15 protein-coding genes are annotated in these 14207 nt (G+C 70.7%); 7 read left to right on the forward strand and 8 right to left on the reverse strand.

The annotated features are described in order from the left end of the window. Positions 1-54: 54 nt before the first annotated feature. Positions 55-639 (reverse strand): TetR/AcrR family transcriptional regulator, encoded by a 585-nt coding sequence (locus VGX25_RS17190; RefSeq protein ID WP_326918812.1) that lies wholly within the window; start codon positions 637-639, stop codon positions 55-57. A 134-nt stretch (positions 640-773) separates the two neighbouring features. Here VGX25_RS17190 and VGX25_RS17195 point away from each other — a divergent pair, with 134 nt between their 5' ends. Both VGX25_RS17195 and VGX25_RS17200 read left to right on the forward strand, forming a co-directional pair. Further along, positions 774-1457: a GPP34 family phosphoprotein gene (locus tag VGX25_RS17195; RefSeq protein ID WP_326918813.1), complete on the forward strand. Its 684-nt coding sequence runs from the start codon at positions 774-776 to the stop codon at positions 1455-1457. Between the two features lie 16 nt (positions 1458-1473). Next, a complete protein-coding gene (locus VGX25_RS17200) occupies positions 1474-3639 on the forward strand; it encodes a GNAT family N-acetyltransferase (RefSeq protein WP_326918814.1) in 2166 nt (721 codons plus the stop codon). Between the two features lie 220 nt (positions 3640-3859). Here the strand turns inward: VGX25_RS17200 and VGX25_RS17205 are convergent, their stop codons facing one another. The 5 genes from VGX25_RS17205 to VGX25_RS17225 are packed head-to-tail and all read right to left on the reverse strand — an operon-like array spanning position 3860 to position 6906. Next, positions 3860-4282 carry a PPOX class F420-dependent oxidoreductase gene (locus tag VGX25_RS17205; protein WP_326918815.1) on the reverse strand — a complete coding sequence of 141 codons (423 nt, stop codon included), beginning with the start codon at positions 4280-4282 and terminating at the stop codon, positions 3860-3862. 49 nt (positions 4283-4331) lie between these two features. Continuing rightward, a complete protein-coding gene (locus tag VGX25_RS17210) occupies positions 4332-4754 on the reverse strand; it encodes a PPOX class F420-dependent oxidoreductase (RefSeq protein WP_326918816.1) in 423 nt (140 codons plus the stop codon). Further along, positions 4681-5931 (reverse strand): saccharopine dehydrogenase family protein, encoded by a 1251-nt coding sequence (locus tag VGX25_RS17215; RefSeq protein ID WP_414635848.1) that lies wholly within the window; start codon positions 5929-5931, stop codon positions 4681-4683. Before VGX25_RS17215 ends, VGX25_RS17210 begins: the two co-directional genes overlap by 74 nt. Then, positions 5931-6257, reverse strand: coding sequence for a DUF4873 domain-containing protein (locus tag VGX25_RS17220; protein WP_326918817.1), 327 nt, complete (start codon positions 6255-6257; stop codon positions 5931-5933). Before VGX25_RS17220 ends, VGX25_RS17215 begins: the two co-directional genes overlap by 1 nt. Next, positions 6244-6906, reverse strand: a complete 663-nt coding sequence (locus tag VGX25_RS17225; protein ID WP_326918818.1) for a TetR/AcrR family transcriptional regulator — start codon at positions 6904-6906, stop codon at positions 6244-6246. Before VGX25_RS17225 ends, VGX25_RS17220 begins: the two co-directional genes overlap by 14 nt. A 93-nt stretch (positions 6907-6999) precedes the next feature. On the opposite strand from VGX25_RS17225, the gene VGX25_RS17230 reads away from it, so the two are divergent. Together VGX25_RS17230 and VGX25_RS17235 are read left to right on the forward strand one after the other, a co-directional pair. Beyond that, a complete protein-coding gene (locus VGX25_RS17230; RefSeq protein ID WP_326918819.1) occupies positions 7000-8499 on the forward strand; it encodes an NAD(P)/FAD-dependent oxidoreductase in 1500 nt (499 codons plus the stop codon). Beyond that, the gene (locus VGX25_RS17235) at positions 8496-9329 is read left to right on the forward strand and encodes an SDR family NAD(P)-dependent oxidoreductase (RefSeq protein WP_326918820.1); all 834 of its coding nucleotides are present in this window, start codon (positions 8496-8498) and stop codon (positions 9327-9329) included. The genes VGX25_RS17230 and VGX25_RS17235 overlap by 4 nt, the downstream gene beginning before the upstream one ends. A 23-nt stretch (positions 9330-9352) precedes the next feature. Here the strand turns inward: VGX25_RS17235 and VGX25_RS17240 are convergent, their stop codons facing one another. Then, complete coding sequence (locus VGX25_RS17240) at positions 9353-9982, reverse strand: GGDEF domain-containing protein (protein ID WP_326918821.1); 630 nt, start codon at positions 9980-9982, stop codon at positions 9353-9355. A 139-nt stretch (positions 9983-10121) separates the two neighbouring features. On the opposite strand from VGX25_RS17240, the gene VGX25_RS17245 reads away from it, so the two are divergent. The 3 genes from VGX25_RS17245 (at position 10122) to VGX25_RS17255 (ending at position 12423) form a co-directional block, all read left to right on the forward strand. Further along, complete coding sequence (locus VGX25_RS17245; protein ID WP_326918822.1) at positions 10122-10577, forward strand: helix-turn-helix domain-containing protein; 456 nt, start codon at positions 10122-10124, stop codon at positions 10575-10577. A 3-nt stretch (positions 10578-10580) separates the two neighbouring features. Next, entirely contained in the window at positions 10581-11132 is a 552-nt protein-coding gene (locus tag VGX25_RS17250) for a hypothetical protein (RefSeq protein ID WP_326918823.1), read from the forward strand. Positions 11133-11196: 64 nt separating this feature from the next. Beyond that, positions 11197-12423 (forward strand): MAB_1171c family putative transporter, encoded by a 1227-nt coding sequence (locus tag VGX25_RS17255; protein ID WP_326918824.1) that lies wholly within the window; start codon positions 11197-11199, stop codon positions 12421-12423. Positions 12424-12428: 5 nt separating this feature from the next. On the opposite strand, the gene VGX25_RS17260 is transcribed toward VGX25_RS17255, so the two are convergent. Further along, positions 12429-13952 carry an MFS transporter gene (locus VGX25_RS17260; protein WP_326918825.1) on the reverse strand — a complete coding sequence of 508 codons (1524 nt, stop codon included), beginning with the start codon at positions 13950-13952 and terminating at the stop codon, positions 12429-12431. Between the last annotated feature and the right edge of the window lie 255 nt (positions 13953-14207).

The following is a 14207-nucleotide window of genomic DNA, read 5'->3' on the forward strand; positions in this document are numbered from 1 at the left end:
TCGTGCTTTTCTGGGGCGCCGAGATGGCCATGCGGGGTGCTCCTTGTCTTGGTGTCAGCCGGCCCTGGCGGCCGCGAGCAGGGCGTCGAGCGATCGTCGCGCGCGCCGTTCCGCGGTCTGGTCGTCGAGCAGCCGCTTGGTGTGGTGGAACGACAGCATGACGCCGTCGAAGTCGAAGGCGAACTGCTCGGGGTCGGCGTCGGCGTGGAACTGGCCCTCGGCGATGCCGGTGCGGAACACCTCGGCGATGGTGTCCAGCCAGTCCCGCTGGTTGCGCGCAAGGCGGTCGCGCACGAGGCCCGGCCGGTCGTCCAGCTCGCTCGAGGCCGCGATGAAAATGCAGCCACCGGGCGCGGAAGACCACCGCAGCTTGGCCTCGAACAGCGCACGCACCCGGGGCTCGCCGCGCGGGGCGGCCAGCGCCGGGGCGATCACCTCGGCCACGAAGCGGATCCTGGCGTGCTCGAGCACCTGCAGTTGAAGGTCCTCTTTGGACTGGAAGTGCGCGTACAGCCCGCTCTTGGACAGCTGGGCCTTGGTCGCAAGGGCGCCGATGGTCATCCCGCCGAGGCCGACGGTGGTGGCCATCATGATGGCCTCGTCGAGGATGGCCTCCTTGGTCGCCTCGCCCTTGCCCATGCCGGCCAGAGTAGCACGACCGTTCGGTCGTGAACGAGGGTGAGTCGAACCTTGGCCGGGATCTACCCAGGGTGAGCGGCGGGTGACAAAATGAGCCGCCTCGCAACCAACGTCAGGACGGGTGGAGTTCGCCGGTGTCGCGTCGACTTGGCCCACCCCCACCCGTTCGACTCGCCGACCAGCTCTTCCTCGCCGCGCATGACCATGACTCCGGACACCTCCAGGCCCGCCTGCACAAGGCGGGGCTCGAGCTGGGGCTGGCCGGCGCGCTGCTGGCCGAGCTGGTGCTCGAGCGGCGGATCGACGTGCAGCACGGCCGGATCGTCCTGGTGAGCCGGGCGCCCATGGACGACATCCTCGGCCAGACCGTGCTCGGCGACATCATCACCGAGCTGCACGTCGCGCGGCAGCCGCACACCGTCCGGGTCTGGTTGGTCTACTTGCGCCACAGCGCGGTCGTCCAGGTCCGCAACCGGCTGTGCTTCAGCGGAATCCTCCAGGAGGTGCCCGGTCGCCGCTGGTGGGGCGGCGCGGCCAACACGTACCGGGCCGCCGACATCAACCAGGCGCTTGGCCCGGAGGCCGCGGTGTACAGCCTGCTCGTGCACGAGCACGCCACCAACACGGTGCCGGCGATGGCGTTCGCCGCGCTGGCCGACGCGAGCGGGCTGCTGCCGAGGCTGGCCTGGTGGCGCGAGCAGCGCGTGCCGCTGCGCAGGCGGCTCGCCCGGCTGCGCGCCGAGCTCCCGCCTGCGCTGCGGGAGCTGGCCGACCAGACCGAGGCCGCGATCGGCGACGCCGTCGTCGGCCGTCCATGAACGACAGGGAGATCCGGTGGCCGACCTGGCACAGCTGAGCAACCCGCCGAGCAAGGTGTCCTATGTGCTTGCGGCCAACCGGTTGGGCGTGGCCAGCGTGGTGTTCTTCATCGTCGCGGCCGCCGCCCCGCTCACCACGGCCGCCGGCGGGGTGATCGCCGGGTACGCGGTCACCGGCGTGCTCGGCCTGCCGGTCGCCTACGCGGTGGTGGCCCTGATCTTCGCGGTGTTCGCCGTCGGTTACGTGGCCATGTCCAGGCACATCACCAACGCCGGCGCCCTGTACACCTACGTCGTTCACGGGCTCGGCCGGATTCCGGGCGTGGGGGCCAGCTTCGTGGCGCTGCTGGCGTACAACGCGATGCAGATCGGGCTGTACGGGATCTTCGGCACCGCGCTGTCGAACCTGATCGCCACCATGTTCGCGGCCGCGGTGCCGTGGTGGGTGTGCGCGCTGGCGGGCTGGGCGGTGATCGGCGTGGTCGGAGTGTTGCGTGTGGACGTCAACGGCCGGGTGCTTGCCGCGCTGCTGATCGCCGAGTGCCTCGTGGTCGTGGGGTACGACCTGGTCTTCGTGACGCACCCGGCCGGTGGGGAGCTCACGTTCGACACGATCGATCCGGCCAACCTGGTGACCGTGGGCTGGGGCGCGACGCTCGCCGTGGCCATCGCCGGGTTCGTCGGGCTCGAGGGCGGCGCGGTGTTCGCCGAGGAGACCAAGGATCCGCGGCGCACGGTGGCCAGGGCCACCTACATCGGGATCGCCTTCATCGGGGTGATCTACACGCTGTCGTCCTGGGCGCTGTCGGTGATCACCGGGCCGGGCAACGTGGTCGCCGCGGCCCGGCAGCAGGGCACCATGCTGCTGTTCAACCTCGGTGCCGGCTACGTCGGGCGGCTGGTCACCGACCTCGGCCAGATCCTGTTCATCACCAGCCTGTTCGCCGCGCTGCTCAGCTTCCACAACACGGTCGCCCGGTACCTGTTCAGCCTCGGCCGCGAGCAGGTGCTGCCGCGCGGCCTCGGCAGCACGCACCACCGCACCGGCTCGCCCTACGCCGGCTCGCTGACCCAGTCCGCGCTGGCGCTGCTCGTGCTGATCATCGCGGCGACCGGCGGCGCCGATCCCGTCGTCCAGCTGTTCTTCATCGGCACCAACATCGGCGCGTTCGGTGTGCTCGTGCTGATGACCGCCACGTCGTTCGCGGTGATCGCCTACTTCCAGCGGCGCACGGACGTGGAGAGCGAGTGGCGCCGCACGCTCGCGCCCGCGCTGGCCGGCGTGCTGCTGCTCGTGGCGCTTGCGGTGGTGCTGGCCAACTTCCACGCGCTGCTCGGCGTGCCGCCGGACGACCCGCGCGGCTGGGTGGTGCCGGCGCACTTCGCGGCCGTCGCGGTCGCCGGCCTGCTGTGGGGCTGGTTCCTGAGGATCCAGCGGCCGGCGGTGTACCGGACGATCGGGTTGGGCGCCAACCGGGTGACCGGCCGGGCCATCTCCGAACTGGACGGTCAGACCGTGGTGATCGCCGCGGCACCGTCCATTGTAGACGGCACTGGGGGCGCGCGGACCATGGCCCCGGTCCGGACCGAGCTGACGTTCCAGCGGCTGCACACCAAGGGCGAGGTGGACACCGTGGCCGGCGTGCTGGCCGAGGCGCTGCATCCGGACGAGCCGGGGGAGTGGCTGATCCCCGACCCGTACGTCCGGGCCCAGGTGTACCCCGCGTTCTTCCGGATCCACGCCCTGCACGCGCTGCGCGGCGCCGGCGAGGTCTACGTCTCCTCCGACCGATCCGCCGTGGCCATCTGGTACCCGGCCCCGTACGGCGTGCCCGACGCCGGCCCCGCCGACTACGACGCGCAGCTCGCCGCCATCACCGGCCCGTACCTGCCGCGCTTCCTCGCCCTGGACTCGGCGATCCAGGCGGCACACCCGATCGACAAGGCGCACCACTACCTGAGCTTCCTCGGCGTGCGCCCGTCACACCAGGGCCGCGGCATCGGCTCGGCGCTGCTCACCCACCGGCTCAGCGACCTGCACCGGCGCGGGATCCCGACCTACCTGGAGGCCACCAACCGGCGCAACCTGGCGCTGTTCCTGCACCACGGGTTCACCGTGATCGGCACCGTCCGGGTACCCGACGGCGGACCCACGATGTACCGAATGTGGCGCGGTATTTGATCTTGAGTTGTAACCTTGCTGTTTGGTTCTGACCCGCTTCGGGGTGTCCGGTTTGGTGTGGTTCTTGCCGACGGGATGCCGTGGAGCGGGTCCGGACAGCGAGCCGGTGGGGCGGCCGAGGCCCGGCCGGGAGAATCTCGGCACGCGGGCAGGATTTCCTGTCTTGCGGGTCCACTCGAGCCCATCGTCACACCCGGGAGGCCGCGGACATGACGCGTCGTCAGGCGGCCCAGTCGCCGACGCCGGTGATGCGGGTGGGGGTGATGTGGGTGATGAAGCCGGGGGGTGCGTCGGGGTTGGGCGGGTAGACGGCGTCGGGGCCGATGTAGGTCTTGGCAAGGCGCTGCAGGAGCTCCGGGGCGCCGCCCTCGGTGATGCGGGCCGTGCCGTGGACGACGAGGTGATCGCGGGTGCCGACCTCGTTGAGGTAGTTGGCTTCGAACGACAGGGAGACGCGCGGATCGCGCCGGATGTTGGCGAGCTTGCGCTGGCGGGCGTCGAGGTGGCCGGCGATGAGCTCGTCGCCGTCGATGCCGACCCAGACCACGCAGACCTGGGGCGAGCCGTCCTCGTTGAGGGTGACCAGATGCCCGAGGGCGCCGGACTCGATGAGCCGCCGCGCGGCGTCGTTCAGTTTCGCCATACCTGCGAGTTTCCGTGAGCGCCGCGCGTTTCGGCTCTTCGAACGTGCCCTATTCGGACCAGTTGCCGTTGCCGCCGATGCGCTCGACGGTGATCCGGGTGAGGTACCCGGCGGGCGGGTCGGGCATGGGCGGAAACACGGCGTCGGGGCCGATGTAGGTCCTGGCAAGGCGCTGCAGGAGCTCCGGGGCGCCGCCCTCGGTGACCTCCGCGCGGCCGTGCACGACGAGGTACTCGCGGAGGCCGAAGTCGTTGGTGACGGCGGACTCGAAGGACACCGCCACGCGCGGGTCGCGGCGGATGTTGGCGAGCTTGCGCTGCCGGCCGCTCAGGTGGGCCGCGACGAGCTGGTCGCCGTCAAGGCCGACCCACACCAGGGCCACCTGGGGCGAGCCGTCCTCATTGATCGTGACCAGGTGGGCCAGGGCGCCGGATTCGATCAGCCGGCGCGCCGCCGCGTTCAGTTTCGCCACGCCGCTGAGGATACGGGCCCTCCACCACCTGGAACACGAGGCCGGCGGCGCGCAGGCGGTCGATCAGCTTGTCGCCCATGGCAACGGCGGTGGTGACCTGGCCCGCGGTGGGTGGCAGGTCGTCGAAGGCCAGGCAGAGCGCGGACTCGGCGAGCATCTTGGCCGACTCGGTGTAGCCCGGGTCGCCGCCGGCCACCTCGGTGACCACCCGGGTGCCGCCGCCGCGGCCGACGAAGCGCACGGTGAACCAGGACCTCGCCCGCTGCTCGGCGCTCGGCCCGTCGCCCGGCCTGCGGCGGTCGAGCAGCCAGCGGCGGGCCGGCGGGATCTGGGCCAGCACGCCGAGCGCGGTCAGCCCCGCGCCCATGCCCACGATCGTGGTCACGCGCTTGACCAGGATGTACTCGCGGTAGGTGAACTCCGGGCCGTAGCGGGAAAGCGCGGCGGCCGACCGGCCGACGATCTGCGGGTCGAGGGTGGGCATCGGCACCGCCCACAGGTCGCCGTGCCGGCCCGGCCGGCCCAACGGCGTCCTAATGCGACGGTCGCTCGGCCGCGGGTCGGCCTTGCGCCGGGCCCTTGCGGCCGCCAGGTTCTGGCGCAGCCGGCTGGCCGCGGCCATCGCGGTGTGGTAGGTGCCGCTGGACAACCTGACCGCGACGCGCAGGTAGGCCTCGATCGTGATCGGCACGCCCTCGGGAAGCTGGTGCACGGTGAAGTAGGCGCCGAGGTCGTACGGAATCGAGTCGTACCCGCAGGCGTGCACGATCCGCGCGCCGCTCTGCTTCGCCCGCTCGTGGTGCCGCAGGTACATCCGGTTGACGAACTCGGGCTCGCCGGTGAGGTCCACGTAGTCGGTGCCGGCGTTCGCGCACGCGGCCACCAGCGGCTCGCCGAAGTGGACGTACGGGCCGACGGTGGTGATCACGACCCTGGTCGACTCGGCCATGGCGCGCAGTGACCCCGCATCGGTGATGTCGGCGTGCAGCAGCGGCAGGTCGAGCAGCGCGGAGTTGATCTTCGAAAGGTGGCGGCGGACCGCCTCCAGCTTGCCCCGGTCCCGGCCGGCCAGCGCCCACCTGGTGCCCGCCGGCGCGTGCGCGGCAAGATACTCGGCGGTGAGCGCCCCGGTGAATCCCGTGGCGCCGAACAGAACCAGGTCGTGGTCGCGGGCCATCAGCCGTTCCCGAGGTCGGAAAGTGAGGTGGCCACCGGGAACGGCGGCCGGCTGGTCCCGGTGATCCGGTACCGACCCCAGGTGTCCGGATCGGACAGTTGGCCGGCCGCCGCACCGTGTGCCGTACGCAGCACCGCTGGCCGGTTCTTCCCGCCGAGGAGCGCCGACAGCTCGTCGCTGGCGTGGATCCGGCCGTACCAGTGGTAGAACCCGTCGATCGGCTCGAAGTAGCCGCGCAGGACCACCGTCACCTCCAGCTCGGACTCGTCGACGATCAGCGTGGCCGGGCCGGAGTAGCCCTCCTCGTCGTGATCATGCTCGGTCATCGGCCGTCCTCATGGTCTGCGACTTGATCGGTTCGTCGAGATCGACGACCACGCCGGCCGACTTGGCGATCCCTTCCATGGAGCCGAGAATGACCGTGCTGAGGTGGTCGATGAGCTGCTGCTTGCTGATCGAGCGGTGCTCGAGCCACCAGTGCGTGGCGCCGCCGACCGCACCGGCTAGCGCGTGGCCCCACGGCTCGGCGCCGGACGTGTCGACCCCGAGCGTGGCGAGCTGCCCGGCGATCAGCGCGGCGAGCACGTCGGCGATCTTCTTGCCGTCCTCGAGCGCGCGCTCGGTCGGCGAGCCGGGCGCCATCATGAGGCGGAACGTGTTGGGATGCTCGTCGACGACGGACAGGAACGCGTCGAGCCCGTGCCGGACCAGGTGGGCCGGGGCGTCGTCGGGATTCAGGGCCGCGGTCAGGTGCTGCCAGAGGGTCGTCGAGATCCGGTCCTGCACCGCTCGGAAGAGGTCCGCCTTGTCGTCGAAATGCCGGTACAGCCTGGGTTTGGCGACCCCGGCCTCGGCGGCGATCTGGGCCACTGCCACCTCCGGCCCGTACTTCTCCAGCGCCCGCAGGGCGGCGTCGACGAACTCGGCGCGCCGCTCGACGCGATGCGCCCGCCAGCGCTCGCTTCGTCCATCCACCTGGCCATTGTGACCGTTGACAGCGTGCCGCACGAGATGGATAGTACCGAAAGTATCGGATACTGCCAGTCCCAGGTATCGGGGTGAGGTTCTGTGATCGAGACGGAAACCGTCATCGTCGGGACGGGTTTCTCCGGGTTGGGCATGGCGATTCGGCTCATCAAGGAGGGCCGCACGGATTTCGTCGTGCTGGAGAAGGCCGACGACGTCGGGGGAACGTGGCGCGACAACACCTATCCGGGCTGCGCCTGTGACGTGCCGTCGCACATGTACTCGTTTTCCTTCGAGCCGAACCCGAACTGGTCGCGGTCGTTCTCCACGCAGCCGGAGATCTGGGCGTACCTGCGCCGGCTCACCGACAAGTACCGGCTCCGCCGGCATATCCGGTTCGGGGTGGAGGTCAGCGGCGCGCGCTGGGACGAGGCCGAGAGCCGATGGCAGGTCAGCACGACCGACGGCCGCGAGCTCGTCGCCCGGTTCCTGGTGTCCGGCGTCGGCGCGCTGCACATCCCGAACATCCCAGCGCTGCCGGGGCTTTCGACGTTCGCCGGGCGGGCGTTCCACTCGGCGCGGTGGGACCACGACTACGACCTGACCGGCAAGCGGGTCGCGGTGATCGGCACCGGGGCCAGCGCGATCCAGTTCGTCCCGGAGATCGCCGGGCGGGTCGCCGAGCTGCACCTCTACCAGCGCACCCCGGCCTGGGTGCTGCCGAGGCCGGACGGGCCGATCGCCGAGCGCACCAAGGCCGTGTTCCGGTCGCTGCCGCCGGTCCAGCGCCTCTACCGCAACGCGATCTACTGGGCGGCCGAGTCGATGGCCTTGGGCTTCAACGGAAACACCTGGCTGCTCAGGGCCGGGGAGTGGCTCGGGCGGCGGCACCTGCGTAACCAGATCGGGGATCGGGAATTGCGCCGCAAGCTCACCCCGCGATACACGTTGGGCTGCAAGCGGGTGCTCGGCTCCAACACCTACTATCCCGCGCTGGCCCGGGACAACGTCGAAGTGATCACCGACGGCATCGCCGAGGTGCACGCGCACTCGATCGTCACCGCCGACGGCCGGGAGCGGCCGGTCGACGCGATCATCTTCGGCACCGGGTTCCACGTGACCGACGCGTTCGACCGGCTGCGCATCACCGGTCGCGGCGGGCGCGACCTTGCCTCCGAGTGGCGGCGCGACGGGATCCGGACGCATCTCGGCATCACCGTTTCGGGGTTTCCCAACCTGTTCTTCCTGCTCGGCCCGAACACCGGCCTCGGTCACAACTCGGTGGTGTTCATGATCGAGTCGCAGATCAGGTACATCGCCAAGGCCATGCGGCTGGTCCTGGGCAGCCGGGCCGAGGCAATCGAGGTCCGGGCCGGCGTGCAGGAACGGTTCAATGTGGACATTCAGCGCAAGCTCGCCCGCGGGGTGTGGAGCACGGGTGGCTGCTCGAGCTGGTACCTGGACTCGACCGGGGTCAACCGCACCATCTGGCCGGGGTTCACCTGGCGGTACTGGCTGCAGACCCGGCGGATCAACCCGGCCGACTTCGAGCTGGTCGGATCCCGGGAACCGGCAAGGGTTCTGCAGGGAGCGTCTCAATGAGACGGTTCGCCGGCAAGGTCGCGGTGATCACCGGCGCCGGATCGGGCATCGGCCGGGCGCTGTCGGTGGAGCTGGCGCGGCGCGGCGCCCGGCTCGCACTGTCCGATGTGGACGTCGTGACGCTGGCCGAGACCGCGGCGCTGTGTGAGAAGGAGGGCGCCGAGGTCCGGCACTACGAGCTGGACGTCGCGGACCGGTCCGCCGTGCTCGCGCATGCCGGCACGGTGGTGGGTGACTTCGGCGGGGCCGACCTCGTGGTCAACAACGCCGGGGTGGCGCTGGTCGCCCCGGTCGCGCGGATGAGCTGGGAGGACCTCGAGTGGGTCATGAGCATCGACTACTGGGGCGTTGTGCACGGCACGAAGGCGTTCCTGCCGCACCTGATCGCCTCGGGCGACGGTCATCTCGTCACCATCTCCAGCGTGTTCGGCCTGGTCGGGGTGCCGACGCAGAGCGCGTACAACTCGGCGAAGTTCGCCGTGCGCGGGTTCACCGAGGCGCTGCGGCAGGAGATGCTGCTCGAGCGGCACCGGGTCGGGGTGACCTGCGTGCACCCCGGCGGGATCCGGACCGACATCGTCCGCAACGCCAGGGGCGCCGACAGCGGCGGGCTGCGGGACGGGTTCGACCGGATCGCGCGCACCACCCCGGAGCGGGCGGCGGAGATCATCCTGCGCGGCGTCGAGCGCAACCGGCCCCGGGTCCTGGTCGGCGCGGACGCGTACCTGATCGACGCGCTGCCGCGCCTGCTCGGTCCGCTCTACCAACGGCTCATCGTCGCCGGTGTGCGAATCGCGAACCGATTCGGGATCGGGCTCGGACCGTACTGATTTGTTGACTCAACAGAATTGATTCAACATGATGTCAGGGTCGGGTGACTGTGACCGGGAGACCCGGCCACCACAATCTGGTCACCGCCGTTGTTCTTCGCCTGCAGCAGGGCGGCGTCGGCCTGCCGCAGCAGCTCGACGAGGGTCAGCCGGCGCGAGGTGGTCGGGTCGGTGACGGCCGCGCCGATGGAGGCGGCGAGACCGGAGAGCACGATCGGGACGCCGTGCGCGGACGTGATGGGAATGATCGCCCGCCGGATCCTCGCCCGGATCCGACGGGCGATCATTTCCCCCAGCTGACGGTCCCTGGCCGGTAGAAGTACCAGGAACTCATCACCCCCGTGGCCGCCGTACCGGCCCGCGACGTCCGTGCTCCGGATGGTGTCCCTGAGCACCGCCGACGCCGCGCGCAGAACCGCGTCCCCCGCGAGATGCCCGTGCGTGTCGTTGACCTTCTTGAAGCTGTCGAGGTCGATCAGGAGTAGGGTGCTCGCCCGGTCGCCCGCGTTCGCGAGGGCTTCCTCGGCTCGCTCGTCCCAGCCCCACCGGTCGAGCAGGCCGGTCAACTTGTCGATTACGGCGTACCCCAGAAGCTGACCGCACCGGGAGCAGACGGGACCGTCGAGTCCGTCGTCGGCTTCGAGTTGGGTCAATGGGTTTCCTCGTAGTTGTACCGGCACTGTCCGAAGTCTAGGCTTGTAATACACCTCAATTCAACTAAAGAAAAGGCCGCCACTCGCATGGCTTTTCACTCTAGTGGAAGCGTGCCCCGCGCTGCCAGGGAGGGCCGTGATGGTTGAAGGACCAACCAATGGCCGGAGCTTGGCCGACAAGCTGAACTACCTGTTCGCCCACAACACGCCGCGCGACGGGCAGGAGTACAGCAACGAGCACGTCGCCGCCGCGATCAGCGGCCGCGGCGAGGTCAAGATCTCCCAGAGCTACATCTGGCAGCTGCGGAAGTCCAAAAAGGACAACCCGACGTACAAGCACCTGCAGGCGCTCGCCGGCTTCTTCGGCGTCCCGGTCAGCTACTTCTTCGACGACGAGGTGACCGACCGGGTCGACCAGCAGCTCGCCCGGCTGCGCTCCGAGCAGTCCCGGCTCAACGAGCTCGTGGGCAGCAGCGACGTGCAGCTCATGGCCATGCGGGCCGGCGAGCTGTCGCCGCACCGGCGGAGGCTGGTGATGGAGCTGCTCAATGTCGTGTACCGCGAGGAGCAGGCCGAACGGCGCGGTAAGGAGTAAGCGGTGAGGGAGAGGGAGCTGCGTCGGCGCTGCCGCCGGCTGCTCAACGAGCTGGACATCCGTCCGCCGCTGGACGTCGCCGAGCTGTGCCGCAGGGTGGGGGAGTCGCGCGGCAAACCCATCCGGCTGGTGCCGCATCCCATCCCGGTGCCCGGCCCGTTCGGCGTGTGGATCACCACCACCGGCGCCGACTACATCCTCTACCAGCGGGAGACCAGCAAGGCCCACCAGGGCCACATCGTGCTGCACGAGCTGGGCCACATCATCGCCGGGCACCGCAGCGACGAGGACGACGACGCGCTGATGGCCGAGCTGTACCCCGACATGGAGCCGGACGCGTTACGCGAGCGGTACCCCGACCTGGAGCCCGACGCGGTTCGCCGGGCCCTGCGCCGCACGTCGTACGACTCCGAGCAGGAGCGCGAGGCCGAGACCGTCGCCACGATCATCCTCGAGTGGGCGTCGGTGCTCGACGTGGTCGCCCCGCCGGCCTCGGCGGACGCGACCGCACAGCGGATGGGGGTCGCGCTCGGCGATCGGATGGGTTGGCTGTGAGCGGAGCTCGCGAAGCGAACCCCAGATACGGGGTCTGGCGCCACCGAGCCGGCGAGGTGGCGTTGTGACAACCCTGGGCGTGTTCGAGGGCATCGCGTCGCATCTCGTGCTCGCCCTGATGATCTACCTGCTGATCCGGGCCCCGCGTAACCCGGCGCTGCTCGCGATCACCGTCACGATCGCGTCGTTCGCCCTGACGTTCGCGTTCCGCCTGGCCCTGCTCGACGGCGCCGGGTTCCTCGGCCTCGAGCCGATCATGTCCCGGCTGGTCCAGCAGTTCATCATGCTGCTCGGCGGTTATGGACTGGTCACGTTCTTCCTGTTCTCCGCGCTGGACGTGCGCGAAGCACGCCGGCGGGCGATGTGGCAGGCGGTCCCCGTCGTCCTCGCCGTGCTCGTCATGACGCACGCGATCGCGGCGATGCCGCCGCACATCCGGGATTCGGCCGCCCTGCTGACGAGCCGGTCCGGCGGCCCCGTCGGCGAGCCCACCATCGCGCTCATGTACCTGTCGGTGTACGTGTACCAGGCCTACGCGTACATCACGGCGCTGGTGCTGACCCGGCGCTACGCCAGGGGAGCCGAGCCGAGGCTGCGGCGGGGGCTGGCGCTCGCCACGGCCGGGCTGGCCGCGATGGTGCCCGCCCAGATGATCTTCGTCGGTGCGGCCGCCGGCCGGTGGGCCGCGGTCACCATGCCCCGCACCATCACGTTCACCGGGATCTTCATGATGCTCGGCGGCATCGTCGTCTTCCTGGTCGGCTTCGCGTACCCGGCGGTCGGGATGCGGCTCGCGGCGCTGCGCGTGTGGTGGCAGCACCGCAGGATGTACCGGCGACTCGGTCCACTGTGGACGTTGCTGCACCGGGAGTTCCCCGAGGACGCCCTCTGCCGGGTGCCGACCAGCCCGTGGCGCGACGCGGTCAGCCTGCGCGGCGTGCACCGCCGGTACTACCGCCGGGTGATCGAATGCCGGGACGGGCTGGTGCGGATCAGCCCCTACCTGGGACCCAACGGCGACCGGTCGCTTGCCGACCGGCTGCGCGAGGGGGTGGCGGCGCACGCGTCGGGCGCCTCGGCGCCGGCCCGAGCGATGCCGGTGGCCATCCCGGCCGGCGACGGCCTGGACGCCGACGTGCACGAGCTGGTCGCGCTGTCCGACGCGCTGCGGTCCGGCGAGACCGGGCCCCGGCCGGACGGCGGGCAGAAAGAAAGCGGTTCCGTGCTCGACCGGCCTGGGGGTCACCGGGAGCACGGAACCGCCGCTGACTATACACATACCGATCGGTAGCCGGATCAGGGCTTCGGCTTGCACAGGATCAGCACGGACGCCACCGCCGCCGCGGCCATGATCGCCGCGCCGGCGAGCGCCGCGGTGTGCATGCCGTGCAGGAACGCGGTGCGGGCGGCCGTGGCCAGCGCGCCGCCGAGCTCGCCGGGCAGCTGCCCGGCCACCACCATGGCGCCGCCCAGCGTCTCGTGTGCCGCGTCGCGGGCCTCGTGCGGCAGCCCGGCCGGGAGCGCGGCGGCGACGTCGGCCCGGTAGACCGCCGTGCCGATGCTGCCCAGCACCGCGATCCCGAGCGCGCCGCCGAACTCCGAGGCGGTCTCCAGCAACGCGGACACGGTGCCGGCCCGCTCCGGCCCGGTCCGGCCCATGATCAGCTCGGCGATCTGCGACATGGCCGCCACCAACCCGCCGGCCAGCAGCGCGGCGCCGACCAGCACCGGCAGCACGGTGGAGTCGGCCGCGGGCCGGGTGAGCACGAGCAGGCCGGCCACCGAGACGGTGAACGCGGCGCCGATCAGGTACGCCCGGTCCACCCCGCGCTGGGCGAGCGCGGCCACGGTCGGCGCGGCGGCGCCCACCCCGACGGAGCCGAGCAGGCTCCACAGCGCGGCCTCCAGCGGCCCCATGCCGAGCACGGACTGCAGGTACTGCGTGGTGAAGATGGCGAACCCGGCGAGCCCGAAGATCGCCACCACGTTCATCGCCATCGACCCGCTGAACACCCGGCCGCGGAACAGGCTCAGGTCGATCATCGGGTCGGGGCGGCGCCGCTGGCGGCGGACGAAGAGCACGCCGATGATCAGGCCCGCGGCGATCAGGCCGGCGCGGGTGGCGCTCGGGCCGTGCGCGGCGAGCTCCTTGATGGCGTAGATGACCGGGAGCACCGAGCCGAGCGAGAGCACCGCGCTGATCAGGTCGAAGCGGCCGGGGTCGGGGTTGCGGAACTCGGGGACGAGCATCGGGGCGGCGACGAGCAGCAGCACCATGGCCGGCAGGTTGATCAGGAACACCGAGCCCCACCAGAAGTGCTCGAGCAGGAAGCCGGACAGGATCGGGCCGAGCGAGACGCCGAAGGTCAGTCCGGAGGTCCAGATCGTGATCGCGACGGCGCGCTGCCTCTCGTCGTGGAACATGTTGCGGATCAAGGCGAGGGTGGACGGCATCAGGGTCGCTCCGCCGATGCCGAGCAGGGCCCTGGCGGCGATCAGCAGCTCGGCGCTGGGGGCGTAGGCGGCAAGGACCGATGCGGCGCCGAAGCTCGCCGCGCCGATCATGAGCAGCCGGCGGCGGCCGATCCGGTCGCCGAGGGAGCCCATCGTGATCAGCAGGCCGGCGAGGACGAAACCGTATACGTCGAAGATCCACAACTGCTGGGTGGCGGTGGGCTCGAGGTCCGCGTTGATGAACGGCACCGCGAAGAACAGCACCGACACGTCCATCGAGACCAGCAGCAGCGGCAGCATGAGCGTGCCCAGCCCGAGCCACTCCCGGCGGCCGGCCCGCTGCCGCTCGATCATGTCCGTGGTCATCTGCGTCTCCTCTAAACTGTTTATCTAATATACTCACTGGTATAGGTTATACACAGTTCGGTCGGGCGGGGTCAAGTCGGTGGGCGCGACTAACCTCGGGAGGTCAGCGATGGGAGCTGGGATGGCGAAGAAGGCCGAAGCCGCGGAGGACGCGCGGAGGGGGACCGGGGAGGAAGGCACCCGGGGAGGAGTGGTCCGCTCGGGTGGGCCCGGACGAACCGGGGCACGCGCGGGGGGTGTGGTCGGTGCGGGGGG

Source organism: Actinophytocola sp., assembly GCF_035942955.1.
GTDB lineage: Bacteria > Actinomycetota > Actinomycetes > Mycobacteriales > Pseudonocardiaceae > DASYTH01.